The organism is Streptomyces sp. NPDC002602 (genome assembly GCF_042889445.1).
Taxonomy (GTDB): Bacteria; Actinomycetota; Actinomycetes; order Streptomycetales; family Streptomycetaceae; genus Streptomyces.
The window spans coordinates 367,370-392,939 of sequence record NZ_JBIAQX010000003.1; the positions used below are offsets into that span (position 1 = coordinate 367,370).

General features: G+C 69.9%; 26 protein-coding genes. 10 read left to right on the plus strand and 16 right to left on the minus strand.

Features of this window, described 5'->3' with window-relative positions; genetic code table 11:
• The first annotated feature begins 72 nt into the window (after positions 1-72).
• From ACFYW3_RS10965 to ACFYW3_RS10975, 3 genes are read left to right on the plus strand one after another with little or no spacing between them, the layout of a single operon-like run.
• The gene (locus tag ACFYW3_RS10965; RefSeq protein WP_053677042.1) at positions 73-597 is read left to right on the plus strand and encodes a PadR family transcriptional regulator; all 525 of its coding nucleotides are present in this window, start codon (positions 73-75) and stop codon (positions 595-597) included.
• The gene (locus ACFYW3_RS10970; protein ID WP_351753771.1) at positions 594-1,280 is read left to right on the plus strand and encodes an ABC transporter ATP-binding protein; all 687 of its coding nucleotides are present in this window, start codon (positions 594-596) and stop codon (positions 1,278-1,280) included. The genes ACFYW3_RS10965 and ACFYW3_RS10970 overlap by 4 nt, the downstream gene beginning before the upstream one ends.
• Positions 1,277-3,613 (plus strand): ABC transporter permease, encoded by a 2,337-nt coding sequence (locus ACFYW3_RS10975; RefSeq protein WP_389386108.1) that lies wholly within the window; start codon positions 1,277-1,279, stop codon positions 3,611-3,613. Before ACFYW3_RS10970 ends, ACFYW3_RS10975 begins: the two co-directional genes overlap by 4 nt.
• A gap of 69 nt (positions 3,614-3,682) precedes the next feature.
• On the opposite strand, the gene ACFYW3_RS10980 is transcribed toward ACFYW3_RS10975, so the two are convergent.
• Positions 3,683-4,630: a hydrogen peroxide-inducible genes activator gene (locus ACFYW3_RS10980; protein ID WP_389386109.1), complete on the minus strand. Its 948-nt coding sequence runs from the start codon at positions 4,628-4,630 to the stop codon at positions 3,683-3,685.
• 135 nt (positions 4,631-4,765) lie between these two features.
• Between ACFYW3_RS10980 and ACFYW3_RS10985 the strand changes: the two genes are divergently transcribed.
• A complete protein-coding gene (locus ACFYW3_RS10985; protein ID WP_053677038.1) occupies positions 4,766-5,320 on the plus strand; it encodes a peroxiredoxin in 555 nt (184 codons plus the stop codon).
• Between the two features lie 3 nt (positions 5,321-5,323).
• Complete coding sequence (locus ACFYW3_RS10990; RefSeq protein WP_053677037.1) at positions 5,324-5,860, plus strand: alkyl hydroperoxide reductase; 537 nt, start codon at positions 5,324-5,326, stop codon at positions 5,858-5,860.
• A gap of 69 nt (positions 5,861-5,929) precedes the next feature.
• Here ACFYW3_RS10990 and ACFYW3_RS10995 read toward each other — a convergent pair whose 3' ends face one another.
• The 5 genes from ACFYW3_RS10995 to ACFYW3_RS11015 all read right to left on the minus strand — a co-directional run bounded on the left by ACFYW3_RS10995 (position 5,930) and on the right by ACFYW3_RS11015 (position 11,707).
• Positions 5,930-6,610: a hypothetical protein gene (locus ACFYW3_RS10995; RefSeq protein ID WP_389386110.1), complete on the minus strand. Its 681-nt coding sequence runs from the start codon at positions 6,608-6,610 to the stop codon at positions 5,930-5,932.
• Between the two features lie 42 nt (positions 6,611-6,652).
• The gene (locus ACFYW3_RS11000) at positions 6,653-8,008 is read right to left on the minus strand and encodes an AI-2E family transporter (protein WP_389386111.1); all 1,356 of its coding nucleotides are present in this window, start codon (positions 8,006-8,008) and stop codon (positions 6,653-6,655) included.
• Between the two features lie 108 nt (positions 8,009-8,116).
• Entirely contained in the window at positions 8,117-8,851 is a 735-nt protein-coding gene (locus ACFYW3_RS11005) for a transglycosylase SLT domain-containing protein (RefSeq protein WP_351753760.1), read from the minus strand.
• 413 nt (positions 8,852-9,264) lie between these two features.
• Entirely contained in the window at positions 9,265-10,581 is a 1,317-nt protein-coding gene (locus ACFYW3_RS11010; protein ID WP_329442760.1) for a PhoH family protein, read from the minus strand.
• A 364-nt stretch (positions 10,582-10,945) separates the two neighbouring features.
• Complete coding sequence (locus tag ACFYW3_RS11015) at positions 10,946-11,707, minus strand: isoprenyl transferase (protein WP_351753756.1); 762 nt, start codon at positions 11,705-11,707, stop codon at positions 10,946-10,948.
• 127 nt (positions 11,708-11,834) lie between these two features.
• Here ACFYW3_RS11015 and mgrA point away from each other — a divergent pair, with 127 nt between their 5' ends.
• The gene (gene mgrA, locus ACFYW3_RS11020) at positions 11,835-12,872 is read left to right on the plus strand and encodes an L-glyceraldehyde 3-phosphate reductase (RefSeq protein WP_351753753.1); all 1,038 of its coding nucleotides are present in this window, start codon (positions 11,835-11,837) and stop codon (positions 12,870-12,872) included.
• 142 nt (positions 12,873-13,014) lie between these two features.
• Here mgrA and ACFYW3_RS11025 read toward each other — a convergent pair whose 3' ends face one another.
• Positions 13,015-13,893 (minus strand): prepilin peptidase, encoded by an 879-nt coding sequence (locus ACFYW3_RS11025; protein ID WP_389386112.1) that lies wholly within the window; start codon positions 13,891-13,893, stop codon positions 13,015-13,017.
• A gap of 111 nt (positions 13,894-14,004) precedes the next feature.
• Between ACFYW3_RS11025 and ACFYW3_RS11030 the strand changes: the two genes are divergently transcribed.
• From ACFYW3_RS11030 to ACFYW3_RS11040, 3 genes are all read left to right on the plus strand, one after another.
• Positions 14,005-14,454 carry a DUF192 domain-containing protein gene (locus ACFYW3_RS11030; protein WP_389386113.1) on the plus strand — a complete coding sequence of 150 codons (450 nt, stop codon included), beginning with the start codon at positions 14,005-14,007 and terminating at the stop codon, positions 14,452-14,454.
• Positions 14,455-14,535: 81 nt separating this feature from the next.
• Positions 14,536-15,153 carry an SMI1/KNR4 family protein gene (locus ACFYW3_RS11035; RefSeq protein ID WP_267799591.1) on the plus strand — a complete coding sequence of 206 codons (618 nt, stop codon included), beginning with the start codon at positions 14,536-14,538 and terminating at the stop codon, positions 15,151-15,153.
• Positions 15,154-15,600: 447 nt separating this feature from the next.
• Positions 15,601-16,875, plus strand: a complete 1,275-nt coding sequence (locus tag ACFYW3_RS11040; RefSeq protein WP_389386258.1) for an extracellular solute-binding protein — start codon at positions 15,601-15,603, stop codon at positions 16,873-16,875.
• Between the two features lie 271 nt (positions 16,876-17,146).
• On the opposite strand, the gene ACFYW3_RS11045 is transcribed toward ACFYW3_RS11040, so the two are convergent.
• The 4 genes from ACFYW3_RS11045 to ACFYW3_RS11060 form a co-directional block, all read right to left on the minus strand.
• A complete protein-coding gene (locus ACFYW3_RS11045; protein ID WP_389386114.1) occupies positions 17,147-17,776 on the minus strand; it encodes a hypothetical protein in 630 nt (209 codons plus the stop codon).
• A gap of 471 nt (positions 17,777-18,247) precedes the next feature.
• Positions 18,248-18,571, minus strand: a complete 324-nt coding sequence (locus ACFYW3_RS11050) for a nuclear transport factor 2 family protein (RefSeq protein ID WP_351753738.1) — start codon at positions 18,569-18,571, stop codon at positions 18,248-18,250.
• Between the two features lie 235 nt (positions 18,572-18,806).
• Entirely contained in the window at positions 18,807-19,613 is an 807-nt protein-coding gene (locus ACFYW3_RS11055; protein WP_389386259.1) for a polysaccharide deacetylase family protein, read from the minus strand.
• A gap of 447 nt (positions 19,614-20,060) precedes the next feature.
• A complete protein-coding gene (locus ACFYW3_RS11060) occupies positions 20,061-21,653 on the minus strand; it encodes an MDR family MFS transporter (protein ID WP_389386115.1) in 1,593 nt (530 codons plus the stop codon).
• A gap of 112 nt (positions 21,654-21,765) precedes the next feature.
• Between ACFYW3_RS11060 and ACFYW3_RS11065 the strand changes: the two genes are divergently transcribed.
• Positions 21,766-22,341 (plus strand): helix-turn-helix domain-containing protein, encoded by a 576-nt coding sequence (locus ACFYW3_RS11065; protein WP_351753735.1) that lies wholly within the window; start codon positions 21,766-21,768, stop codon positions 22,339-22,341.
• A 282-nt stretch (positions 22,342-22,623) separates the two neighbouring features.
• Here the strand turns inward: ACFYW3_RS11065 and ACFYW3_RS11070 are convergent, their stop codons facing one another.
• The 5 genes from ACFYW3_RS11070 to ACFYW3_RS11090 all read right to left on the minus strand — a co-directional run bounded on the left by ACFYW3_RS11070 (position 22,624) and on the right by ACFYW3_RS11090 (position 25,568).
• Positions 22,624-23,262, minus strand: a complete 639-nt coding sequence (locus ACFYW3_RS11070; protein ID WP_389386116.1) for an OmpA family protein — start codon at positions 23,260-23,262, stop codon at positions 22,624-22,626.
• Between the two features lie 4 nt (positions 23,263-23,266).
• On the minus strand, positions 23,267-23,854 hold the full coding sequence (locus tag ACFYW3_RS11075; protein WP_389386260.1) for a hypothetical protein: 588 nt from the start codon (positions 23,852-23,854) through the stop codon (positions 23,267-23,269).
• Between the two features lie 30 nt (positions 23,855-23,884).
• Positions 23,885-24,526 (minus strand): pilus assembly protein TadG-related protein, encoded by a 642-nt coding sequence (locus tag ACFYW3_RS11080; RefSeq protein ID WP_389386117.1) that lies wholly within the window; start codon positions 24,524-24,526, stop codon positions 23,885-23,887.
• A complete protein-coding gene (locus ACFYW3_RS11085) occupies positions 24,523-24,771 on the minus strand; it encodes a hypothetical protein (RefSeq protein ID WP_351753727.1) in 249 nt (82 codons plus the stop codon). The genes ACFYW3_RS11080 and ACFYW3_RS11085 overlap by 4 nt, the downstream gene beginning before the upstream one ends.
• 110 nt (positions 24,772-24,881) lie before the next feature.
• Positions 24,882-25,568, minus strand: coding sequence for a response regulator transcription factor (locus ACFYW3_RS11090; protein WP_351753724.1), 687 nt, complete (start codon positions 25,566-25,568; stop codon positions 24,882-24,884).
• Positions 25,569-25,570 lie beyond the last annotated feature (2 nt).

Consider the following 25,570-nt stretch of genomic DNA (forward strand, 5'->3'; position numbering starts at 1 on the left):
AAAACACCGATCCGGCGAGCTATACACCCGGGGTATACACCATGCGTATACCTCCCGTGTATAGTCGCCGCCATGTCCATCGGTCACACCCTTCTGGGTCTACTGGAAGCCGGCCCCCGGCACGGCTACGACCTCAAACGCGCCTTCGACGAGAAGTTCGGCCACGACCGCCCCCTCGCCTACGGGCAGGTCTACTCGACCATGTCCCGGCTCCTCAAGAACGGCCTCGTCGAGGTCGACGGGATAGAGGCGGGCGGCGGTCCCGACCGCAAGCGGTACGCCATCACCGACGCAGGGATCACCGATGTCGAGACCTGGCTCGCACAGCCCGAGAAGCCCGAGCCCTACCTCCAGTCCACCCTGTACACCAAGGTCGTACTGGCCCTGCTCACGGGCCGCGGCGCGCAGGACCTGCTGGACGCCCAGCGCTCCGAGCACCTGCGGCTCATGCGCCTGCTGACCACCCGCAAGCGCAAGGGCGACCTCGCCGACCAACTCGTCTGCGACCACGCCCTCTTCCACCTCGAAGCGGACCTGCGGTGGCTCGAACTCACCGCCGCCCGGCTCGACCAGCTCGGTCAGGAGATACGCCGATGACCCCGGCCGGCACCCTGCTGTGCGCCACGGACCTGCGCAAGGCCTACGGGTCCGCCAAGGCCCTCGACGGCGCGGAGTTCTCCATCCACCCCGGCGAGGTCGTCGCCGTCATGGGGCCCTCCGGCTCCGGCAAGTCCACGCTGCTGCACTGCCTCGCCGGCATCGTGGCGCCCGACTCCGGCACCGTCACCTACGCCGGCCGCGAGCTGTCCGCGATGAACGACTCCGAGCGCAGCGCCCTGCGCCGCGGCGAGTTCGGCTTCGTCTTCCAGTTCGGACAGCTCGTACCGGAGCTCACCTGCGTGGAGAACGTCGCCCTGCCGCTGCGGCTGGCCGGCGTGAAGCGCAAGGAGGCCGAGCGGACCGCCCTCGGCTGGATGGAGCGGCTCCAGGTCGACGACCTGGGGGCCAAGCGTCCCGGCGAGATCTCCGGCGGCCAGGGCCAGCGCGTGGCCGTGGCCCGCGCCCTGGTCACCCGGCCGCGCGTGATCTTCGCCGACGAGCCGACCGGCGCCCTGGACTCCCTCAACGGCGAGTTGGTGATGCAGTTGCTCACCGAGGCCGCCCGCTCCGCCAACGCGGCCGTCGTCCTCGTCACGCACGAGGCGCGCGTGGCCGCGTACTCCGACCGGGAGATCGTCGTCCGCGACGGCAGGTCCCGCGACATGGAGCGCATCGTATGAACACGCTCCGCACCTGGTACCGCGACCTGGCCATGGGCGTGCGGTTCGCCCTGGGCGGCGGCCGCGAGGGCTGGACCCGGACCCTGCTCACCGGCGTGGGCGTGGGCCTGGGTGTCACGCTGCTGCTGATCAGCACCGCCGTCCCCGGCGCGCTCACCGCCCGCAACGAGCGGGCCGACGCCCGGTCCACGACGGCCGCGCCGACGGCGGCCGGCCCCGGCCGCGACACCCTCCTGACCGCCGCCGCCCGGCAGACCTACCGCGGGCAGGACATCGAAGGCAGCCTGCTCCGGGCCGAGGGACCGGACGCGCCCGTCCCGCCGGGCCTGAAGAAAGTCCCCGCCCCGGGCGAACTGGCCGTCTCCCCCGCGCTGGACAAGCTGTTGAAGTCCGCCGACGGCGCCCTCCTCAAGGAGCGCCTTGACGGCCGGATCGGCGAGATCGTCGGCGACGCGGGCCTGACCGGGCCCGGTGAACTCCTCTTCTACCTGGGCAGCGACGAGCTCCGGACCGACGGCGAGCACGGCTACCGCGTGGAACGCGTCACCGGCTTCGCGAACGACGCGGACGCGCGCGAGCTCGACCCCGTGCTGATGCTCATGGTCGTACTGACCTTCGTCGCCCTGCTGACGCCGGTCGCCGTCCTCATCGCCGCCGCCGTCCGTTTCGGCGGCGAGCGACGCGACCGCCGGCTCGCCGCGCTCCGCCTGGTCGGCGCCGACAGCCGCGCGGTGCGGCGGATCGCCGCCGGCGAGGCGCTCGCCGGATCCGTGTTCGGGCTGGGCTTCGGCGTCGGCTTCTTCCTGATCGGTCGCCGCCTGGTCGGCAACCTCACCCTCCGGCAGCGCAGCGTCTTCCCCGCCGACCTCGACCCGACGCCGTGGTTGGCCGCCCTCGTCGCGGTCGCGGTGCCGGCGGCGGCCGTCGCGGTGACCCTGTTCGCCCTGCGCGGCGTGGTGATCGAACCGCTGGGTGTCGTCCGTACGGCCAAGCCGGCCAAGCGGCGCGTCTGGTGGCGGCTGCTGCTGCCGCTCGGCGGACTGGGCCTGCTCACCCCGCTGACGGGACGCGGCTCCGAGCACGGGCGGTTCAACCAGTGGCAGGTCAGTGGCGGCGTGGTGCTGTTGCTCGTCGGGATCACCGCGCTCCTGCCCTGGGTACTGGAACGCGTCGTCGGCGGAACGCCCGGCGGCCCGGTCTCCTGGCAACTCGCCGTGCGCCGGCTCCAGATCAGCAGCGGGACGGCCGCCCGCCTCGTCAACGGCATCGCCGTGGCGGTCGCCGGGGCCATCGCCCTGCAGATGCTCTTCTCGGGCGTCGAGGGCGAGTACCGCAACGAGACCGGCCAGGACCCGGCCCGGGCCGCCGTGTCGATCCTGCTGCCCAGCGGCAGCGAGCACCGACTGGACGCCCTCGCCGCCGAGATCGACGGCACCGACGGCATCGCCCGCACCGTGCCGCTGGCCTCGTTCAACGCCGCGCACCGGGTCCCGGCGGACGACACCATCGCGGTGACCGTCGGTGGCTGCGAGGCGCTCAGGGAGATCGCGGAACTCGGCGCGTGCAAGGACGGCGACGCCTTCGTGCTCGACGGCCCCGTCGCCGAGGGCACCGCCAAGGCCGGCGACCAGCTCCTCGCCGGCAACGTCATGGGGTTCAAGGGGGGCCCGTTCGAGCACAAGGAGGCCGTCAAGTGGGCCTTCCCGGCCGACGCGCGCACCGTCCTCTCCCGTGAGGACCCCAACGGGACCCGGCGCACCGGCCTGCTGGCGACCCCGTCGGCGGCGCCCCGGGACCTGGGCTTCGACCAGTCCGCGCAGATCTTCCTCCAACTGGACGAATCGGTGCCGGACGGGTTGGAACGGGCCCGCACGGCCGCTTTCAAGGCCGACCCGTTCGCCACTGCCATGACCTTGAGGTCGACCACCACCGTGGCCGGTTACTCCTCGATCCGCACCGGGCTCTTCTTCGGCGCGACCGGCGTCCTGATCCTGATCGGGGCGAGCATGCTGGTCTCCCAACTGGAGCAGTTGCGCGAACGGAAGAAGCTGCTCTCCTCCCTCGTGGCCTTCGGCACCAAGCGCTCCACGCTGAGCCTGTCGGTGCTCTGGCAGACGGCCCTGCCCATCGGTGTCGGTCTGGCGCTGGCGATCGGGGTGGGCATCGGGCTGGGCTCGGTACTGATCCGGATGGCCGGCCGGCCCGTCGGGATCGACTGGGGCGCGGTGCTGGCGATGGCGGGCGTGGGGGCGGGCGTGGTCGCCGTGGTGACCCTGCTCAGCCTGCCGCCACTGCTGCGGATGATGCGCCCGGACGGGCTGCGCACGGAGTGACGCGCACCGGGTGACCCGCCCGGGGTGACCGGCCCCCAGGCCGTGCGCCCGCCCCCGCGACCGCCCGGATCAGTCGGTCGGCCAGACCGGGAGCGGGCGTACGGCTTCGCGCAGCGCGGCGGCGATCGTCTTGAACTCCTCCTGTCGCGCGGTGCCGGTCCGCATGGCCAACGCGATCCGCCGGGAGGGGGCCGGCTCGGCGAAGTACCCGGTGGCGAGGTACTCGTTGCGCGTGGTCTCCAACCGCAGCGCAGTGCGCGGCAACAGCGTCACCCCCAGTCCCCCGGCGACCAGTTGTACGAGCGTGGACAGTCCGGCGGCGGTGGTGGTGACGTCCGCGCCGGCCGTGCGGCCCGCCTCCCGGCAGATGTCGAGGGCCTGGTCGCGCAGACAATGACCTTCGTCGAGCAACAGCAGTTGCAGGCCGCGCAGTTCCTCGCGCGGGATGTCCTTGCGCCCGGCGAGCGGGTGCTCGCGGGGGGCGAGGAGCACGAAGTCCTCGTCGAAGAGCGGCAGTTCGCTGACCCCCGGCATCCCGAGCGGCACCGCGAGCAGCAGCAGGTCCAGCCGTCCGCCGGCCAGCCCCTCCAGCAGCGAGGCCGTCTGCTCCTCGTGCACCTGGAGGTCCATCCGGGGGTAGCGCCGGTGGAAGAGCCCGAGCACGGTCGGCAGCAGGTACGGGGCCACCGTCGGGATCACCCCGAGCCGCAGGACGCCGGTGAACGGGGCCCGTACGGCCTCGGCCTCCTCCAGCAGCCCGCCCATGGCGTCGAGCACGCCCCGGGCCCGTACCGCGATCCGCTCCCCCGCCGAGGAGAGCAGCACCTTGCGGGTGGTGCGCTCCAGCAGTTGCACCCCGAGGGCCTCCTCCAGCGCGGAGACGGCTCCGGACAGGGCGGGCTGGCTCATGCCGATGGCGGCGGCCGCGTCCCGGAAGTGCAGATGCTCCGCCACGGCCACGAACGCGCGCAGTTGCGCGAGCGTCGCCTGTTTGAGTCCCCTATTACCGACAGCCACTGATAGGCACCTCCGATCACCAGCCACAAGAGTAGCTATTTCCGTAATCAATGCAGCTGTGCCAGCATGTGAGATCCGTCCAACCCCTTCGGAAAGCCCCCAAAAGGGTCACTTTCCCGTTTGCAAGGAGAGCACGTGCTCACTGTCGGTGACAAGTTCCCCAGCTACGATCTGACCGCTTGCGTCTCGCTCGAAGCCGGCAGCGAGTTCGCCCAGATCGACCACAAGTCCTACGAGGGCAAGTGGCGCGTGGTGTTCTTCTGGCCGAAGGACTTCACCTTCGTCTGCCCGACCGAGATCGCCGCCTTCGGCAAGCTGAACGAGGAGTTCCAGGACCGCGACGCGCAGGTCCTCGGCGTCTCCGGCGACTCCGAGTTCGTCCACCACGCCTGGCGCAAGGACCACGCCGACCTGCGTGACCTGCCCTTCCCGATGCTGGCCGACTCCAAGCACGAGCTCATGCAGGCCTGTGGCGTGCAGGGCGAGGACGGCTTCGCGCAGCGCGCCGTCTTCATCGTCGACCAGAACAACGAGATCCAGTTCACGATGGTGACCGCCGGTTCCGTGGGCCGTAACCCCAAGGAGGTCCTGCGGGTCCTCGACGCCCTGCAGACCGACGAGCTGTGCCCCTGCAACTGGAACAAGGGCGAGGGCACCCTGGACGCCCCCGCGCTGCTGGCCGGTGAGTGACGGATGTCCCTCGACTCCCTGAAGTCCGCCATACCGGACTTCGCCAAGGACCTGAAGCTGAACCTCGGTTCGGTCATCGGCAACAGCGACCTCCCGCAGCAGCAGCTGTGGGGCACGGTCCTGTCCTGCGCGATCGCCGCCCGCTCCCCGCGCGTCCTGCGCGAGCTGGAGCCCGAGGCGAAGGCGGCCCTGTCGCCGGAGGCGTACACCGCCGCCAAGTCCGCCGCCGCGATCATGGCGATGAACAACGTCTTCTACCGCACCCGTCACCTGCTGTCGGACCCGGAGTACGGCACCCTGCGCGCCGGCCTGCGGATGAACGTCATCGGCAACCCGGGTGTGGAGAAGGTCGACTTCGAGCTGTGGTCGCTCGCGGTCTCCGCGATCAACGGCTGTGGCCAGTGCCTCGACTCGCACGAGCAGGTGCTGCGCAAGGCCGGTGTCGACCGTGACACGATCCAGGAAGCCTTCAAGATCGCCTCGGTGATCCAGGCCGTCGCGGTCACCCTCGACGCCGAAGCGGCCCTCGCCGCCGAGTAGCACCCCGCGTCCGCGTGGAACGGGCCCCCGCAGCCGTCACCGGCCGCGGGGGCCCCGTCGTTTCTCCGGTCACTCGCGCAGCCGGGTCGTCAGCGTCCGCATGTCCTCGATCATCGCCGCGTGGACCGCGTCCTCGTCCACGAGGTCCTTGTCCGTGTTCCACTCCACGCGCAGCGTGAAGACCACACCGCCGTCCAGCACCGCCAGTTGGGAGTCGGCCCCCGGGTGCCGCCTGAGCAGCGCCCGTTCCCCGAGTCCGGGCACCTCCTCCACGTCCGAGGAGCCCTTCCGGCGGAGGTCCAGTCCGGGCGCGCCCTCGAACTCCGTCCGGGGATCGCTCTTCTTGTGCCGCTCGACCATGACCTCGACCCCGTACCAGGGCCGGCCCTCGGTGTACTCACCCGTCGCGTGGCAGTAGGACCAGTCGAGTGCGGGACTCGTCTCGTTGCCGGCCCAGGTCATGTCGAAGGCCGTGCCGTTGATCGCGCCGAGTGCCTTCAGGGGCGCCTCCGGGCAGAGGTCGTCGACGTGCCGGTAGGCGATCCGGGGAGCCGTGTCGGAACGATTCTGCGCGGCCAGGGTCCCGCCCCACACCGCCGAGGCCAGCACCGCCCCGCCCAGCGCCCACAGCCACCGTGAACGCGGTCCTCGTCCCGACGCGCGCGCCGCCCCGGGCTCCGCGGCGGGTTCCGCCGTCTGCGCCACCCGGTCCGTGCGCCACTCGCCGTCCAGTTCCGGCTCGCCGATCACCCGTCGCCCCTCTCCCCGCCCCCGGCCGGCGCCGCGGCGCCGTCAGACCCGCTGCTCACCCTGGCTCTTCTCCCCCGGCGTGCGCGGTGACGCGTCCAGCGCGGTGGCCCCGTGCGGGGCGGGTCCCACCTCGGCCATGCCGGGGTGGAGCTGCTCGCGCGAGTACGCCTTGAGGAAGCCGACCACCGTGTTGGTGACGGCGACCAGCGGAACGGCGACCACCGCTCCGCCGATGCCCGCGATCATCCCGCCGGCGGCCACCGACAGCACCACCGCGAGCGGGTGCACCCGTACCGCCCGGCCCAGGATGAAGGGCTGGAGCACATGACCCTCGATCTGCTGCACGGCGAGCACCACGGCCAGCACCATGAGCGCGATGAACGGCCCCTGGGTCACCAGGGCCACGACCACCGCGAGGGCGCCGGAGATGACGGCTCCGACGAGCGGGATGAAGGCGAACAGGAAGATGAACACGGCCAGCGGGACGGCCATCGTGACGTCGAGGAAGTACAGGCCGAGGCCGATGAACACGGCGTCGATGAGGGCCACGAGGACGGTGCCCCGTACGTACGCGGTCAGCGTGCGCCAGGCGCGCGGACCGGCGCCGGCCATGCCGGGACGGGCGGCGGCCGGCACCAGGCCGAGCACCCAGGTCCAGATCCGCTTGCCGTCGTAGAGCAGGAAGAGCGTCGAGAACATCGCGAGCAGCATGCCCGTCAGCACCTCGACGAGCACCGTCACGCCCTGCAGTCCGGCGGAGGTGATCTCCTCGGTGTTGGTGCCGATGGTGTCGGTGAGGTTCTTCGCGATGTCGTTGATCTGCTTCTCGGTCACGTGGAACGGACTGTCCAGTGCCCAGACCTTGAGTTCGTTGATGCCGTCGCGGACCCGGTCGGAGAGGTCGTCGAGGTTCTCCATGACCTGCCAGACCACGAACCAGCCGACCAGCCCGATGACCACGAATCCGAGGATCGCCGTCACGGCCGTGGCGAGCCCCCGCGGCAGCCCGAGCCGGCGCAGCCGGACGACGAAGGGCTGGAGCAGGGCGGTGACGAGCAGCGCCGCGGCGAAGGCGAGGACGACCAGGCGGACCTCACTGATCACCTTCATCAGGACCCAGAGCATTCCGGCGAGCAGCAGCAGCCGCCAACTGGCCTCCGCGGCGACGCGCATGCCCCAGGGGATGACGGTCACCGGGTCGGGGCGCACCCGCCGGCCGGACACGTCGGGAACGGGGCCGGTGCCTCCCGGGGACGGGAGCGGCGACGGGGAGGCCTGGGGCGCCGGTCGGTCGTCGGAGGTCTCCGCCTCGACCTCGGCCCGCCGTTCGTCGAGGCGAGCCTCCACCTGGCTGAGCTTTCTCCCGATCCTGCCGAGCCAGCCTGCCCTCTTCGACATGTCTTTCCTTTCCCCCCGCCCGTGAACACACCTCGAAGACCGTACACGCGAGGAGCCCCGCACCGTAGGACGGTGCGGGGCTCCCGGAGGTTGTGCGGTGGCGCGTGCCTAGTACCAGTCGTTGGCGTCGTGGAAGCTCAACGCCGCGCACGGGCTGCCGTAGCGCTCGTTCATGTAGCCCAGGCCCCACTTGATCTGCGTGGCGGGGTTGGTGCGCCAGTCGGCACCGGCCGAGGACATCTTCGAGCCGGGCAGCGCCTGGACCAGACCGTAGGCGCCCGAGGACGAGTTGACGGCCTTGTAGTTCCAGGTGGATTCCCGGTCGACGATCTCCGAGAAGCACTGGAACTGTCCCGCCGGGACGATCTGCCGGGCGATTGACTTGACCTCGGAGATCGTGTAGGAGCCCTGGACGTCGAAGTCTCCGGCGTCGCGCGTCGAGGAGCGGCTGGCGACCTCGCCGGCCTCCTCGCGCTCCTTCTTCAGCTTCGCGGCGGCCTCGGCCTCGGACTTCTTCTTGGCCTCCGCGTCCGCCGCGGCCTGGGCGTCGGACTTCTTCGCCTTGGCGGTCTCGGCGGCCTCGATGCGCGCGGCCTCCTCGGCCGAACGCTTGGCGTCGGCGTCGGCGGCGTGGGCGATCGTGTCGGCCTGCTGCGTCAGGGAGCCGCTCTGGACCTGGGCCTGCTCGCCGACCGGGATTTCAGTGAGGAGAGTCGCACCCGACGCGGTGGTCTCGAGGTCGTTCGTGGTGGCGTCGCCGGTGGCAACGCCCACGACTGCGCCGACGGTGGTGACAGCGGTGGCCGAAGCCACTGCGAACCCTCGAACCGAGATCCGGCTCACACGGTGTCCTTCCAGCAGCGTCCGCAGTGACCTCGCGGGCGCAAAAGTGCCCCTGGACACTGGCCTCCATGAATCCGCGGTCACTGGAGGCTCGGGCCCGTGGGCAACTCCCCTGCGGGAGCTGCCGCGTGAAACTCGGGCGACATACGGCAGACGACTGTGGAGTTGTGGTGCTGCGCGTATCTCACGAGAGATACAGGTGTGCCGTATGTGGGGCCTGACGGAAATCAGACTCTGCCGGACCTCGACGCCGCAGGGCAATTCCACGTTGCGTGGGAAAGGTCACACCTGCGGAGAGGCCGCTGTTTTCGACGAAGGCCTGTGCAGCACAGCGCCGCCCGGCTAGGCTTCTGGGCCTTTGCCGGGCGGCGCCAACTCTACTTCCCACTATGGGGGTTCTGTCCCCTTTGCGGTTACAGGGTCTCCAGCATCTCCGTGACGAGCGCGGCGATCGGCGAACGCTCGGAACGAGTCAGCGTGATGTGCGCGAAGAGCGGATGGCCCTTCAGCTTCTCAACGACGGCGACCACTCCGTCGTACCGGCCCACCCGCAGGTTGTCCCGCTGGGCCACGTCGTGGGTCAGCACGACCCGCGAGTTGGCGCCGATCCGGGACAGCACCGTCAGCAGCACGTTGCGTTCCAGCGACTGCGCCTCGTCCACGATCACGAAGGCGTCGTGCAGCGAGCGACCGCGGATGTGGGTGAGCGGCAGGACTTCGAGCATCCCGCGGTTCAGCACCTCCTCGATGACCTCGCGTCCGGCGACCGCCGAGAGCGTGTCGAACACCGCCTGCGCCCACGGGCTCATCTTCTCGGAGGCGTCCCCGGGCAGATAGCCGAGGTCCTGGCCGCCCACCGCGTACAGCGGCCGGAAGACCATCACCTTCTGATGCTGCCTCCGCTCCAGCACCGCCTCCAGGCCCGCGCACAGCGCGAGCGCCGACTTTCCGGTGCCGGCCCGGCCGCCCATCGACAGGATGCCGATCTCCGGGTCGAGGAGCAGGTCGAGGGCGATGCGCTGCTCGGCGCTGCGGCCGTGCAGCCCGAAGGCCTCGCGGTCGCCGCGTACGAGCTTCACGTTGCCGTCGGCCGTGACCCGGCCCAGTGCCTTGCCCCGTTCGGACTGGAGGACCAGTCCGGTGTGGACGGGCAGCTCGGCGACCTCCGGCACGTAGAGCCGCTCCTCCGAGAAGAGCAGGTCCACCTGTTCGCCGGAGAGGGCCAGCTCGCTCATGCCGGTCCAGCCGGCGTCGGTGATGGCGAGCTCCGCCCGGTACTCCTCGGCGAGCAGCCCCACGGAGGAGGCCTTGATGCGCAGCGGGAGATCCTTCGAGACCACCGTGACGTCGTAGCCCTCGGCCTGGAGATTGCGGGCGACGGCGAGGATCCGCGAGTCGTTGTCCCCCAGCCTGAAGCCGGCGGGCAGGACCCCCGGGTCGGAGTGGTTGAGCTCGACACGCAGGGTGCCGCCCAGATCGCCCAGCGGGATGGGTGCGTCGAGACGTCCGTACCGGACCCGGAAGTCGTCGAGCAGGCGGAGGGCCTGGCGCGCGAAGTAGCCGAGTTCGGGATGGTGCCTCTTTGCCTCCAGCTCGGTGATCACCACGATCGGGAGCACGACCTCGTGCTCGTCGAAGCGGGAGATCGCGTTGGGGTCTGCCAGCAGGACGCTGGTGTCGAGGACGTAGGTCCGCCTGTCGGGCAGGCGGCGCTTTGTGCTGGTCACCACGGAAGGACGTACCCCCTCGGAAGAGGTCGGGCCATGAAGACCGGACCGGTCATCGGCACCCATGCGCGGGCCGAATACCGGCCCTCCACTCCGTCCGTGCGAACCGCACGTGCGTCCTGGTGCAAAGGGCCTCCCGGGCGGACGACCCCATGCCGTCCGCTGAGACTCGACACCCGTGGATCGGACGTCGACCTGCCAGGGTTATGCCCTCGAACGGGCAAGGCCATGCCATGGCATATGACGGACGCTCGGTGAACCCCTGGTGAAGGCTTGAGAGGAGGGCGACGGGGCGCGCGGGGACGTGCCGGACCGGAAGGGGCCGCGGTCACGGCGAACTCCCGTCGAGGAGCCCGCCGTCCGGGGATCAGCTCCCGTACCGCCGGTGGCGCGCGGCGTAGTCGCGCAGTGCCCGGAGGAAGTCGACCTTGCGGAAGGCCGGCCAGAAAACCTCGCAGAAGTAGTACTCCGAATGCGCGCTCTGCCAGAGCATGAACCCGGACAGCCGCTGTTCGCCGCTGGTGCGGATGACCAGGTCCGGGTCGGGCTGACCCCGGGTGTAGAGGTGCTCCGCGATGTGGTCGATGTCGAGGACCTCGGCGAGCTCCTCGAAGGAGGTGCCCTTCTCGGCGTGCTCCAGCAGCAGCGAGCGGACCGCGTCGGCGATCTCCTGCCGGCCGCCGTAGCCGACCGCGACGTTGACCAGTATCCCGTCGACGTCGTGGGTGGCCTGCTCGGCCTCCTTCAGCACGGACTGGGTCCGCTCGGGGAGGATGTCGAGGTTGCCGACGTGGTGGACGCGCCAGCGGCCGTCCGCGGCGAGGCCCCGCACGGTGTTCTCGATGATGTTGAGCAGCGGGCGCAGCTCGACCTCGGGGCGGTCCAGGTTGTCCGTGGAGAGCATCCACAGGGTGACGACCTCGACGTCCGTCTCGGTGCACCAGCCCAGCATCTCGGAGATCTTGTCGGCCCCGGCCTGGTGGCCCTGCTCCGTGGTCCCTCCGGACGCCTTCGCCCAGCGCCGGTTCCCGTCCAGGATGACGCCGATGTGCTTGGGCGCCTCGTCATGGTCGAGGCGGCCTTCCACCCGGCGTGCGTAGAGCCTGTACACCAGGTCGCGCAGCTTCACGATCTTCCAGCCCCTCCGAATGCAATGCCCCCGTGCGAATTGCGGTCCCCCGAGTCCGCCACATTACTGGGATGTGGGAAGGGGTACCCAACTCGGTCGATCACAAGTCCGTGATAGGGAGGACAACGTGACTGATACCAATCCCTATCGGGCAGAGCCCTCGCGCTACGACTCCATGGAGTACCGGCGCACCGGCCACAGCGGCCTCAAGCTCCCCGCCATCTCCCTCGGCCTCTGGCACAACTTCGGTGACGACACGTCCCTGGCTCCCCAGCGGGCGATCCTTCGTCGGGCCTTCGACCTCGGTGTCACCCATTTCGACCTGGCCAACAACTACGGACCGCCGCCCGGATCCGCCGAGCTCAACTTTGGCAAGATCTTCGCGCAGGACTTCGCGTCCCACCGCGAGGAGCTGGTGCTCTCCACCAAGGCCGGCTACCTGATGCACGCCGGCCCGTACGGCGAGTGGGGCAGCCGCAAGTACCTGCTCGGCTCGCTGGACGCCTCGCTGAAGCGGATGGGCGTCGATTACGTCGACATCTTCTACTCGCACCGCTTCGACCCGGAGACCCCGCTGGAGGAGACCATGGGCGCCCTGGCGTCCGCGGTCTCGCAGGGCAAGGCCCTCTACGTGGGCGTGTCCTCGTACACGGCCGAGCAGACGGCCGAGGCCGCACGGATCCTGCGCGACATGGGCGTGCGCCCGCTCATCCACCAGCCCTCGTACTCCATGATCAACCGCTGGACGGAGGAGGACGGGCTGCTGGACACCCTGGAGGAGGCCGGCATGGGCTGCATCTCCTTCGCCCCGCTCGCCCAGGGCCTCCTGACGGGCAAGTACCTGAAGGGCATCCCGGAGGGCTCGCGGGCCAGCCAGGGCAAGTCCCTCAACCCGGACCTGCTCTCGGACGACGTCCTGCGTCGACTCAAGGGGCTGAACGAGATCGCGGGGCGGCGCGGGCAGTCGTTGGCGCAGTTGGCGCTGAACTGGGTGCTGCGCGACGAGCGCATGACGTCGGCCCTGATCGGCGCGTCGAGCGTGAGGCAGTTGGAGGAGAACGTGGCCGCGCTGGCCGGTGCCCCGCTCACGGAGCAGGAGTTGAAGGAGATCGACTCCTTCGCCGTCTCCACCCCCGGCGCCAACATCTGGGCCCAGCGCGGCTGACCTGCGCTGATGCCGCACCGTCAGGAACCGGTGCGGGAAAACAAAAAACGGGCCGGTCCGTGGGGGGGATACGGACCGGCCCGAGGGGGGGGTTCCACCATAACCCTTCGTAAAGCGTGATGCGTGCATTGACGCAAAACGATTACGCTCCGAATCCGCCCAGCAGCAATCCGGTGAGCGCGCCGGCCGCCATGAAGGGGCCGAACGGAAAGGCCGTCCGGCGTCCCGCACGGCCGCACAGCAGCAGGCCCAGGCCGTACACGGCTCCGTAGAGGAAGCCCAGGAACGCCCCCGCCGCCCATACCCCCCAGCCGTACCACCCAAGAGCGACCCCGAGGGACAGCGCCAGCTTGACGTCCCCGAAGCCCATTCCGGCCGGGTGGATCAGGAACAGCACCAAATACGAGCCCGCGAGCGCGGCCCCGCCGAGCAGCGCCGCCCGCCAGGACCCGGCCGCGCCCGGCAGGAGCCCGGCGCACCCCAGCAGCACGACCGCCGCCGCGGCGAGCGGCAGGGTCAGCGGGTCCGGCAGCCGGTGCACGGCGACGTCGACCAGGCCGAGCAGGACGAACCCGGGCGCGAGCCCCACGAACGCCACCGCCTCGGGCCGCGCCCCGACGGCCCACGCGAGCAGGGCGCAGACCCCGGCGACCAGGCACACGACCCCCGCGGGGTGGACCCCGTAGCGGTGGGGCGGCGGGCCGGACCCCTCGCCGGCGGTCGGGGCGTCGGGGTCCGCGGGGGCGGTCGGGGCGTCGGGGTCCGCGGGGGCGGGCACGGGCGTCGGGGCGCCCGGTCGGGCGCCGGGGTGCCCGGGCGCGGGCGCCGACGGGGACACGGCCGGCGTTCCGGGGAGGCGGCAGCGGGCGCGGCCCACCCAGCCCGGCAGTGGGTGCCCGTCGGGGCAGGAGTCGCGCCAGGGCTCCCCCGGCTCCACGGACAGCCGGTACGCCGCGCGCGGCAGCAGCAGACCCGCGCCCGCTCCGTACGCGGCGGCGAGGATGATCACGACCAGGCCCATCCGACGACCGTAGGCCCATGCCCCCGCGGGGGCATGGGCCCGGGGGCCCATTGCCCCTACCCTGGCCACCCGGACGGGTCGGACGGGGCGGACGGGAAAGGGCGGGTGCACATGGGGCGTTGGCGTGACGGCGGAGCCGTCCTGCGCGTCGGCGGGGCGAACGGGACGCCGGCGCCGGTGTCGGTGTCGGTGCCGGTGTCGGCGCCCGCGTCGGTGTCGGTGCCCGCGTCGGTGCCGGTTTCGGTGCCGCTGGAGATCGCCGCCTCCTACCGGGCCCGCACCCGCGGCCTGCTCGGGCGCGACGGGATCGCGGGGGCGCTGTTGTTGACCCCGGCGGGCAGCGTGCACACGTTCCGGATGCGGTTCGCGATCGACGTCGCGTACCTCGACCGGAACCTCGACGTGATCGCCCTGACCACGATGGTCCCCGGCCGACTGGGGCTGCCCCGCCCGCGCTCCCGGCACGTCCTGGAGGCCGAGGCGGGCGCGATGGCCGGCTGGGGCCTGCGGGTCGGAACCCGCGTCGAGGTGGAACCGCGACCGGACGGAGCCGGAACCTGACGTCCGTCTCACCTCTCGCTAGGCGGTGAACCGCCTCGGGGGTAGGTTGGGGCGGTTGGGCTGGGGTGTCAGGGGAGCGGCATGACGGAGAACGCGCGGATCAAGGCGCTGGAGCAGATCATGCCGGCGACGCACGGCGCCGACGAGGACATCGACTGGCGGGCCGCCGAGGCGGCCTGGGGAACGAGGTTCCCGGCCGATTTCATCGCGTTCATGGGGCGCTTCGGCTCCGGGTCCATCAACGGCGAGGCCGGCATCCTGTTGCCCCTTCCCAAACCCGGACTCCAGTGGGATCCGGCCGAGATGGCCGAGGAGACCGCCAACGCCCGCCAGGTCTGGAAGACCGAGGGCGGCCGAGCCGTCTTCGACGTGGACCCGGAGTCGATCATCGCGTGGGGGGTCACGGGCGGGTCGGACATCCTGTGCTGGCTGACGACCGACCCCGACCCCGACCGCTGGCCGGTCCTGGTGGTCGGGCGGCACACCGCCGAGTCCTTCGCGGTGTATCCGTACGGCATGGCCGAGTTCCTGCTCCGGCTGTGCTCGGACGAGTTCGACGTGAGTCCCGTCAGCATCACCTTCTGGGACGGCGGCCACCTGAGCTTCGTCCACTGGCGCAAGGCCCAGCGTCGTTGGCAGGAGGGCCGCAACCCGGAGACGGGCGAGCCGGACCCCTACGCGGGCGATTTCGCCGACTGACCGTTCCGAGGGGCGACGGCCGGACGGCGTGAACACCGGAGGGCCGGAGCGCCGGACCGAATGACCGCTGGACCGAATGACCGCCTGACGGCGTGAACACCGGACCGCCGGACGGCCTGAGCGCCGGACCGCGTGACACCGGACGGCCTGACCGCCGGACGGCCCCTACGCCCAGCCACCACCCTTACAGCCCGTTCCATGGCCGGAAACGGGCTTTTCGGCATGTCTACGCGCGTGGGAATCGTGGATCACATATCGGAAAACACCATGGGAAAAAGCCCCGGTTGGAGCATTGACCACAACCGCCACCCCAAGGGAATCAACCACCCCACCCTCAGGAGAGAATTCCGGCCAACGGGCCGCGGACGGACACCCCGGCCCGGAGTGACTCATAAGTAACAACGGGACTCAAAAGAAAATCAGGGGAATCGACCCGTGCGACGAAGAATGTTCACCGCGACGACCGGGGCGGCCGCGCTCGGACTCCTCATCCCTCTTGCGGGCTGCGGTAGTTCCGACGGGGACTCCGGTGACGGCGGCACACTACGGCTGGTCGCCGCCGAATACGGCGACGGCCCGGGCAACAGTTCCAAGGCCTTCTGGGACAAGATGACGGCCGATTTCACCAAGGCCAACCCCGCCGTCAAAGTCGAGGTCCAGCTCCTCCCGTGGGCGGACATCGACAGCGAGGTCACGCGCATGGTCCGGGACGACAAGGCCCCGGACATGGCCCTGATGGGCTCCTACTCGGACTTCGCGGCGCAGGGGAAGCTCTATTCCGCGGACGAGCTGCTCTCGGTCACCGCCGAGGCGAACTTCCTGCAACCGCTCGCGGAGGCCGGTTCGGTCGGCAGCACCCTGTACGGTCTGCCGTTCGTCGCGAGCAGCCGCCTGCTCTTCTACAACAAGGAGCTGTTCGACAAGGCCGGCGTCACGAGCGAACCCAAGACGTGGAACGACCTGAAGACGGCCGCCAAGGCGCTCAAGGAGAAGGGCGTGAAGTTCCCCTACGCCATGCCGCTCGGCCCGGAGGAGGCGCACGCCGAGGCGCTGATCTGGGAGTTGAGCAACGGAGGCGGCTACTCCGACAACAGCGGGAACTACAATCTGGCCTCCGACCAGAACATCCAGACCTTCAAGTGGATCAAGGAGTTCATGGTTGCTCCGGGTCTGACGGGGCCGGTCCCGCCGTCGCGGCTCAACCGCGCCGACGCGTTCGCCGCCTTCCTGCGCGGAGAGGTCGGCATGCTCAACGGCTATCCCTCGCTCGCCCACGAGGCGCGCGCCAAGGGCATCTCCGTCCGTGCCGTCCCGATGCCGGTGTCGGGCACCCTCGGCCCCGGGGAGACGCCGCCGACGGTCGGTGTCGCCGACTGGATGATGGCGTTCAACCAGAACGGCAAGCGCGAGGAGATCGGCAAGTTCCTGGACTTCGTCTACCAGGACAAGAACCTGTCCGACTTCGCCGGGCGCTACCACCTGCTGCCCTCGACGGTGTCCGCCTCCCGCACCCCGGCCGGCGGTGGCCTCGACCAGAACGACGTGCAGTTCCTGACCGCCTTGCGCGGCGCCCAGCTCTACCCGGTCAACGACCCGTCCTGGGTGACCGTCAGCGACACCATCAAGCGCAACATCGGTCGCGCCGTGGAACCGTCCGGCGACCCCAAGGGCGTCCTGGAGGGCATCGCCGCGAAGGCGACCGAGGCCGGCCGGAAGAGCTGACCGACGAGACGTACGAACGGAAAGCCCCCTGGGAAAAGGGACTTTCGCCCCCTGCCGCATCCCACCCCGTGCGGCACCATGGCAGTCACGGCACTTGATCCAAGGCCGCGGCCCTGCCGCCCGACGAGCACCCACAAGGTGCGCGGGGCGGCCGGCCCCTCCCCCCTCCGCCTCCGCCCTTCTCTGTTCCCTCTGTTCCCTCGGCGCCCTCTGCCCCGCCTTTCGGGCCTGCCCCGCCTGCCCGCCTACCCGCCTGTCGGGCCCGTCTCGGCTACTTCTGCCGGCCGTTGTCCTGCGAGAACGCCGTGCGGTACTGACCGCAGTCGGAATCCCAGTTCAACGTGCCTGTGAGCGTCCCGTATCCGGTCCGGGTGACCGACCACTCCACCGTGTAGGTCCCGGTGTCGCAGGCGATCCGCTTCCCGCCGGGAACCTTCGTGCGGCCCGTCGCCGGCTGGTCCGTCAGTTCCTGCCGCACCTCGCCCGCCTTGGCCCGCCGCGCGTCGCGCAGCACTGCGTGCACGACGATCGGGTGCCTGCCGTCCTTCGTGGTCACCGCACGCTTGACGAGCTTGGAGTCGGACACCGCCCACGCGAACTCGTACGAGGGCAACCAGGCCAGCGTCTTCGGGTCGGCGACCTTCCGCTCGAACTCCGGCGCGCCGTCGGGACCCGGCTTCGTGACCGTCTTGTACTGGACCGTCGGGTAGAAGCGGAACTGCCCCTCCACCTTGTGCATGTCGTCCTTGGTCCACATCGACTTCATCGCCTTCTCCTCGCCGCCCGGGTCCTGGAGGTACGCGGTGCCCTGCGCGGCGGTGGCGGCGGACTGGCCGACGGCGGGGGCGAGGGCGGCCACGGCGGCGGCGAGGGCGAGAGCGGCGGTGCGGGTGCGCTTCATGCCCGGCCCAACGGGGGCTTCCGGCGGGCCGGAACGACGCGGGGCCCGCGTTCACCCGTACGGGAAAGGGGGATGAACCCGAAGATGACGGATTCCGTGGTTCGCCCGGAATGCGAACCGATGAACGCCAGTTGGGGCGGCTGTACGCGGGGAGACGGTCCCCGCGGCACGTACGCGGGACTCGATGAGCGTCACGGTGGACGGAACGGCGAACGACACTGGGAGGCGAACGGCTTCGCGGGCCCGGTCACGGGCCTCGCCCACGGCCGCCCGCGCCGCCGCCCCGGCTTCCCGGGTGGCCTGGCCCCCGAGAACGGGCGCCTGCCGGCGGCGGCAGTGAAGGTGGCGCGCGGTCGGTGACGCCCGGGGGGCGAGGGCGGGGTGGCCGGCGCCCCCGGGCTGGGTCAGGCCCGACCTCGGGTCAGGCGCGGGTCAGGCGCGGGTCAGGCGCGGGTCAGGATCGGCCTCGGGTCAGGCCTGGCCGGTCTCGAAGCGGCTGACGCGGCCGTCGGCGGTGACGTCGAACCGCCAGGCGGTGCGCATCTCGCCCCAGGTGTCGTTTCGGTAGTCGACGACGAGGGCGCGACCGTCCCCGGATTGCGAGGCGACGGCCATGTGACCGCCCGAGGAGAAGACCTCCTTCTCCGTCCACTCGCCGAGGTCCCGGTCGGACCCGTCGTCCGACATGGTCGCGCCGGGGGCGAGGGCGGCGTCGAACGCCGCCCGGTCGCCCGCGTTCACGGCGGTGACGAAGGCGCGGACGGCTGGGTCGGTGAGTTGCTCGGGTGCGATCACGGTTCGGTCCTCCGGCGGGTCGTGCGCGGGATTCGGTACGCGCGGGGCTTCGTACGCGGGGCCTCGTGCGCAGGGTTTCGTACGCGGCTGCGTGCGGGCCGGGTACGACTGCGTGTGCGGCTGTGTGCGCGTATGCGCAGCGGCTGCGTGTGCGTAGCGGCTGCGTGTGCGACCAGGGAACACCGGGGGTGGGGCCGGCGGGGTGACCCTCACCCGTTCGCCGCCGGACGGCGTGTCAGGGGGCCGTGCGGACCGGGAAGCCGGTGGGGCGGCCCTGGTCTTCGAGCCAGGACAGGACCTTGTCGAGGGCCTCGACGGTCTGCGCGCGGTTGCCACCGCCGTCGTGGAAGAGCACGGTCGGACCGTTCTTCAACTCGCCCTTGACCGTGTTGACGATCGCCGCGACGCCCGGCTTGCTGAAGTCCTTGCTGTCCACGTTCCAACCGAGCGGACGCATGCCGGCCTCGGCGGCGATGCGCCGGCTGTCGGGGGTGAACGCGCCGCCCGGGGCCCGGTAGTACTCCACCTTGGCGCCCCCGCCCGCGGCTTGCTCTATCTGTCGTTGCGCGTCGAGTATCTGCGCCTTCTGGTAGGCGACGGGCTTCTTGTCCATCGCCGTGTCGTGGGACATGGTGTGGTCGCAGAGCCGGTGCCCGCCCGCGACGACCTGCTTGACCAGGTCAGGGTGGGCCGCGGCCTGGGGGCCGACCATGCAGAAGGTCGCCTTCACGTCGTGCTCCGCGAGGACGGCGAGGATCCGCGGCGTCCATCGGGGATCGGGGCCGTCGTCGATGGTGACGTTGACCGTGTCCCCGCCGCCCTCCGAGGCGTGGGCTATCCCCTCCGGCATGCGCTGCCGGGGCACGTTCGGGGACCCGGGCGAGCCCGCGGGGTCGTCCGTCCGACCGGCCGCGTTCTCGTGTCCGATGTGGTGGTCCGGTCCGACGATCGCCGTCGCTCCCCATACGGTCGCCGCGACGGCCACGGCGGCCGCCACGACGGTCAACCGGGACTGTGCGACCTGCTTGCGCGTGCGTGCCAAGAACCCCATGAGTCCGTCCACTCCCCTTCACCTCGTGGGCGCCTCCGACCGCCGCCGGTGGTGCCCCCTCGTCTTCCAGACGCCGGGTGACGAGGAGGGGTTCCAGTGAATTCCCCCATAAATTCCAAGTAATGGGACATTCGTCCCCGATCGTCCGTATTTTCGGCCCCATTGAAACCGGGCCGAATCGTCCCAACCTGCTACCCATCACCTCACGCCTCAATCTCCCCTCCCGTGGACGGGATTCACTCGACCTCGCGCGAAGCGACTCCCGACCCGGGCGTCACGGCGGTCGCGGGCACGGCAGGGGTGGGCGGGGGCACGGGAAGAGCCCGGCACCGGAGGATGGGTTCATCCGCCGGTGCCGGGCTCGTTCGATTCCCACGTTGTCGCGCACGTCACACGGGGCGCACACGTCGCGCGGGGTGCGCGGGGTGCGCGCGGTGCTCAGTGGGCGATGGACTCCTGGGGAGCCTGCGCGGTCTTGCCCTCGCCGCCCTCGCCGCCGCCGGCGGCCTGGGCGGGTCCCGCGCCGCGGAGGGGGACCTCCTTGACGAACCAGGCGGCCGCGAAGCCCAGTACGGCGATGGCCGCGCCGAGCAGGAACGCGGAGTGGGTGCCGGCCGCGACCGCGTGCTGGTAGGCATCGCGCATGGCCTCGGGCAGCTTGGCCAGGCTCGCGGCGTCCAGTTGGGCCGATCCCGCCTTCGCGGCGGCCTCGGGGCCCAGTCGCTCGGTCATGGTGTCGGTCACCTGCGAGGTGAACAGCGAGCCCATCAGGGCGACACCGAAGGAACCGCCGAGGGTGCGGAACAGGGTGGCGGAGGAGGACGCGACGCCCATGTCCTTCATGTCGACGCTGTTCTGCGCGACGAGCATGGTGATCTGCATCAGGAAGCCGAGGCCGGCGCCGAGGACCGCCATGTAGACGCCGGACATCAGGCGGGTGGTGCCGGTGTCCATGGTCGCGAGCAGGAAGAGCCCGACGACCATGAGCCCGCCGCCGACGATCGGGAACATCTTGTACTTGCCGCTGCTGGTGGTGATGCGGCCCGCGATCAGCGAGACGACCATCATCGAGAGCAGCATCGGCAGGAGCAGCAGGCCGGAGTTGGTGGCGGAGGCGCCCTGCACCGACTGCTGGAACAGCGGCAGGTAGAGCACGCCGCCGAACATCGCGAAGCCGACGAGGAAACCGATCACCGACATGAGCGTGAAGTTGCGGCTGCGGAAGATGTGCAGCGGCATGACCGGCTCGGCGGCCTTGGTCTCGACGTAGAGGAACGCGGCGATGGACACGATGCCGAGGATGATCAGGCCGATGACCTCACCGGAACCCCAGGCGTACTCGGTGCCACCCCAGGTGGTGACGAGCACGGTCGAGGTGATGGCGATGGTCAACAGGGCCGCGCCGAGGTAGTCGATCTTCCCCTGGGACTTCTTCTTGGGGAGGTGCAGGACCGCGGTGACCATCGCGAGCGCGACGGCGCCGAGGGGAAGGTTGATGTAGAAGGACCAGCGCCAGCCCATGTGGTCGGTGATGGTGCCGCCGACCAGCGGGCCGCCGATCATGGCGAGGGCCATCACGCCGGCCATCATGCCCTGGTACTTGCCGCGCTCACGGGGCGGGATCAGGTCGCCGATGATCGCCATGACGCCGACCATCAGACCGCCGGCGCCGAGGCCCTGGATCGCACGGAACCCGATCAACTGCCCCATGTCCTGGGCCATGCCGCTGAGCGCGGAACCGATCAGGAAGATCACGATCGAGGTGAGGAAGGAGCCCTTCCGGCCGTACATGTCGCCGATCTTGCCCCAGATGGGGGTGGAGGCGGCCGTGGCCAGGGTGTACGCGGTGACGACCCAGGAGAGGTGCTCCAGGCCACCGAGTTCGCCGACGATCGTCGGCATCGCGGTGCCGATGATCATGTTGTCGAGCATGGCCAGCAGCATCGCGATCATGAGCGCCATCAGCACGACGCGAACGCTGCGCGGCTTCACCTCCTCCGAGGCATCGGCCGTCTTCGTCATTTCCGCCATCTCGTCCACTCCCCTGACCCCCGGGGCTTACTTGCCGCCCGGCTAGTTGACTACACTGGGGAAGGTAGACCCGTAACTAGCCGGGCGTCAAGTAAGTAATTTGGGGAGCGCCATGACCAGCAGCAGTCCGCAGCAGCGCCGTGGCAACACGCGTCAGCGCATCCAGGACGTGGCTGTGGAACTCTTCGCCGAGCAGGGGTACGAGAAGACCTCGCTGCGCGAGATCGCGGAGCGGCTGGACGTCACGAAGGCGGCGCTCTACTACCACTTCAAGACCAAGGAAGACATCATCATCAGCCTCTTCGAGGACGTGACGCGTCCGATCGACGAGCTGATCGCGTGGGCGGAGGAGCAGCCGCGCACGCTGGAGACCAAGCGGGAAGTGCTCCGGCGCTACAGCGAGGCGATGGCCGCCGGGGCCTCGCTGTACCGGTTCATGCAGGAAAACCAGGCGACCATGCGGGAGCTGAGCATCGGGGAGACCGTGAAGAAGCGCCTCTTCACCCTGGTCGAACTGCTACGGACGGACGACGGGCCCTTGACGGACCAGGTGCGCTGCGTGAGCGCCCTGTTCACGCTGCACGCCGGGATGATGTTCCTCCAGCACGTCGAGGGCAACCCGGAGGAGACGCGCCAGGCGGCCCTGGAGGTCGCCACGGACCTCATCACGCGGGCGCACGGGCAGTAGCCGCCCGCCCTGAGGCGGGGGGGCTGGGACTCAGGGCGGGGGATATCCGGAATCCCTGGTCACGGCCTACCTGGAAACCCCGCGACCGACGCTGGACGGCAAGCCTGCGCACGGCGGTGAGCGAAGCACCGGACCCGGTACTCGGCGTCTTCGACTGGCTTGCGGACCGCCCCGGCGGCCCACCGGGCCCGCGAGGCGGCGGCCACCCTCATGCGAGGCGATCCGGTGCGCGAACCCCCCACGTCCGAGCGCCGACTGACGACCCCTCCACCAGTCGTTTCCCTACTGACCGCTGCCGCGCGGGAACGTGATCTCCACGCGCCGGTTCTTCTTCCGGCCTTCCTCGGTGCCGTTGTCGGCGATCGGGTAGTCCTCGCTGTAACCGCGGACGTCGAAGATGACGCCGGGGTTCGTCACGGTCTTGCCCAACTCCGCCTGCACGGCATCGGCACGCTGCTTGGACAGCTCCTTGCCGTGCTCGTAACTGCCCTGGTCATCGGTGAAACCGAAGACTCGAACACGGGTCGCCTTCTGCTGGTTGATCTCGTTGGCGATGGCCTGTATCCGCGCCGCCGCCTGCGCGTTGAACACCGCACTGTTCTCGGGGAACAGAACCTCGGACTGCAGCGCCATCATGACGGTCTGATTGGTCTCCTGCCGCCGCTCCTCACCCCCGAGGTCCTCGACCACCTCGGCGATGTCGAGCACCTTGACGGGCGCGAGGGTCCCGCCTTGCGGAATCTTGAGCCCGGGAGCGTTCGAGTCGATGGCCACGGGAGCCGAAGCCGAAGGCTCAGTACCGGGCGGCACCGACGGCTTGACGTCGTCGGCGTGGGCACTGGTGGCCCCGAGGAAATGCGCGCCGGCGATGACGAGCCCGACGACGGCGGTGGACGCGGAGACGCGGTGTCGTGTGGTCATGGGGTCACCCGGAGATTTTGACGGTCGCCGTGGCGAAGGTGGGGAGACTGAAGTCCACCTCGGTGGTGGTGGCTGGGGGTACTGGGAACTGCATGAAGATAGGAAGGGCTTTTCCTGCCCCGATCGAGTTCACGCCAGTGGTGCAGAGACAGCGTCCTTCCGTGTCGCGCAACACGTAGTAGCGCTTCTTCCCTGCTTTGTCGACGAGGGTCGCACCAGCAACTGATTCACCGCTTCCCGTGAGCTCGTTCCCACGCCAGGCAGTTGTATGAGTGAAGTCTTTCGATCCGGAATTCTTGATCTGACCACTCACCGTGAGGAAGCCTCCGGCATCACGCTTGGCCTCGTTGATCTCAAGGACGACTCCGTCCTCGCCGGACGCTGTGGCAATCACCTCGAGCGGAGCGGAACTCGACTTGCCTGAACGGGACGGTTCAGGTGTGGCCGCCCCCGGCTTCTTGGGTACGGACGAACTCTGCGCTTCACCCGACTTCCCATCGTCCCCGCCACATCCGGCCAGAGCAAAGGCCAAGACCGCTGCCACCGCTACAGCCGCTCCCCCGCGAACCTTTACCGCGTGCCGCATGCTCATCAACGCCGCTTCCTCGTCTCTCATTCTCTGTCAGTTGACCAGTCGTACCGTGAAGAGACCTCTCGCCAACTGGGTCAACGAACCTGGCTTCGACGGATCCAGCTTCAGCTGCCGCCCGTCGCACTCGAAGGTCGTCTCTGTAGCCGCATCCGTATCGCCCGGTCCAGGTGAAGGCTTCGAACTGGGCTCTACCGTCGGGACGGATCCGGGACGCAGCGAGCAACGCGACTCGATCACCGCAGTGGCTGTTGCCGTGCCGAGCATCTCGCTGCTGCCGGGAACCACCGAATCGCCCACTGGAGCGTTGGTAATCACCTTGACGGTGAACTCTGGAAGATGAGGATCGCACTCCACCGTGGAGGCACCGTTCGACGTGGCGAAATCCGCAGCCTTCGCGCATGCGTTCTTCGGCAGGAGCCAATCCCCCCGGAGGATCTTTTCCCAGTCGGCCTGCTTGAGGGCTGAAAGATCAGTGCCGTCGAAAGTACCGTCCCTTGCCTCGCGTGCGGCGGCGAGGGCCGCCGCATCAGCTGCCCCCTGCGCGTCACTTCGAGTAGCACCAGCCATCCCGACCACGAAGAAGGCCAGCGCCGCGAAGAGCAGGCCGACTATCGCAACGATATAGACGGGGAAGGCCTGCCCCCGGTCATCAAGATTCGTTCGCCCAGTCACTTTCCTGCGGTAATCGCGGCAATCTGATCCTTGATCTTGTTCGTGATGCCTTGTCCGATTCCTGTGCCTACCAACGCTCCGATGATGACCACCACGACCAGGATGATGCCCAGGTACTCGAAGGCCGTCTGGCCTCGGTCCGTGGTCGTGTAGCGCTTGCGCATGCTCGTCATCGCCGTGTCCGTCCATCCGCGCAGGCGGATGGACGTCTGCACGGTGGCCTTCAGCAGCGTGTTGTGTGACATGAGGGGTTCCTCCCGGGCCGGTGCCGCTGTCGATTTGCGGACCGTACGGGGAGTCACCGGCGATAACCAAGGGTCCCGGGGCCCAATTACGGACCCACTGCGCAGACTGTCTACCCATGGCCGGCCACCCCCGGGCGGGCGGTTCCCAGCCAGCGGGCTATGGCTTCGCTGCGGGTGGCCGTGTGGAGCTTCGCGAAGATGCGGTTGATGTGGTTCTTGACCGTCTTCTCGCTGATGAAGCACGCACTCGCGATCTGCTGATTGTTCATCCCGGACGCGATCAGCTCCATGATCTCCACCTCCCGAGAACTCAGCCTGTATGCAACCGAGTTGTGCATGCGGTCTGTCGAGGATGCCACAGAACGTTGCGGTTGCGAAGAGGTGCGCAGGTCTTCGAGGAGGGCGGTCGCCGCCGAGGTGGTCAGGTGGGCGCGGCCCGCGCGGACGTCGCGTACCGCGCGGGTCAGGTCGTCCGCCGTGAACTCGCCATGGACCAGGTAGCCTCCCGCGCCCAGGAGCAGGGCTTCTCGTACCGTGCTCGGTTCGCGGTTGTACGTCAGCATCAGGACCGAGGCCAGGGTGACCAGGTGCGGGAGGGCGGAGATGCCATCGACGCCCGGCATGCGGACGTCCAGCAGGATGACGTCCGGGGTGTGGAGGCGGGTCAGGCTCAGGGCCTCGCGGCCGTCGCGGGCCTCGGCGACGACCCGGAGGTCCTCGGTGGCGGCGAGCAGGGCGGCCAGGCCGGCGCGGATGACGGGGTTGTCGTCGGCGATCAGTACGCGGGTGGGCGTCATGG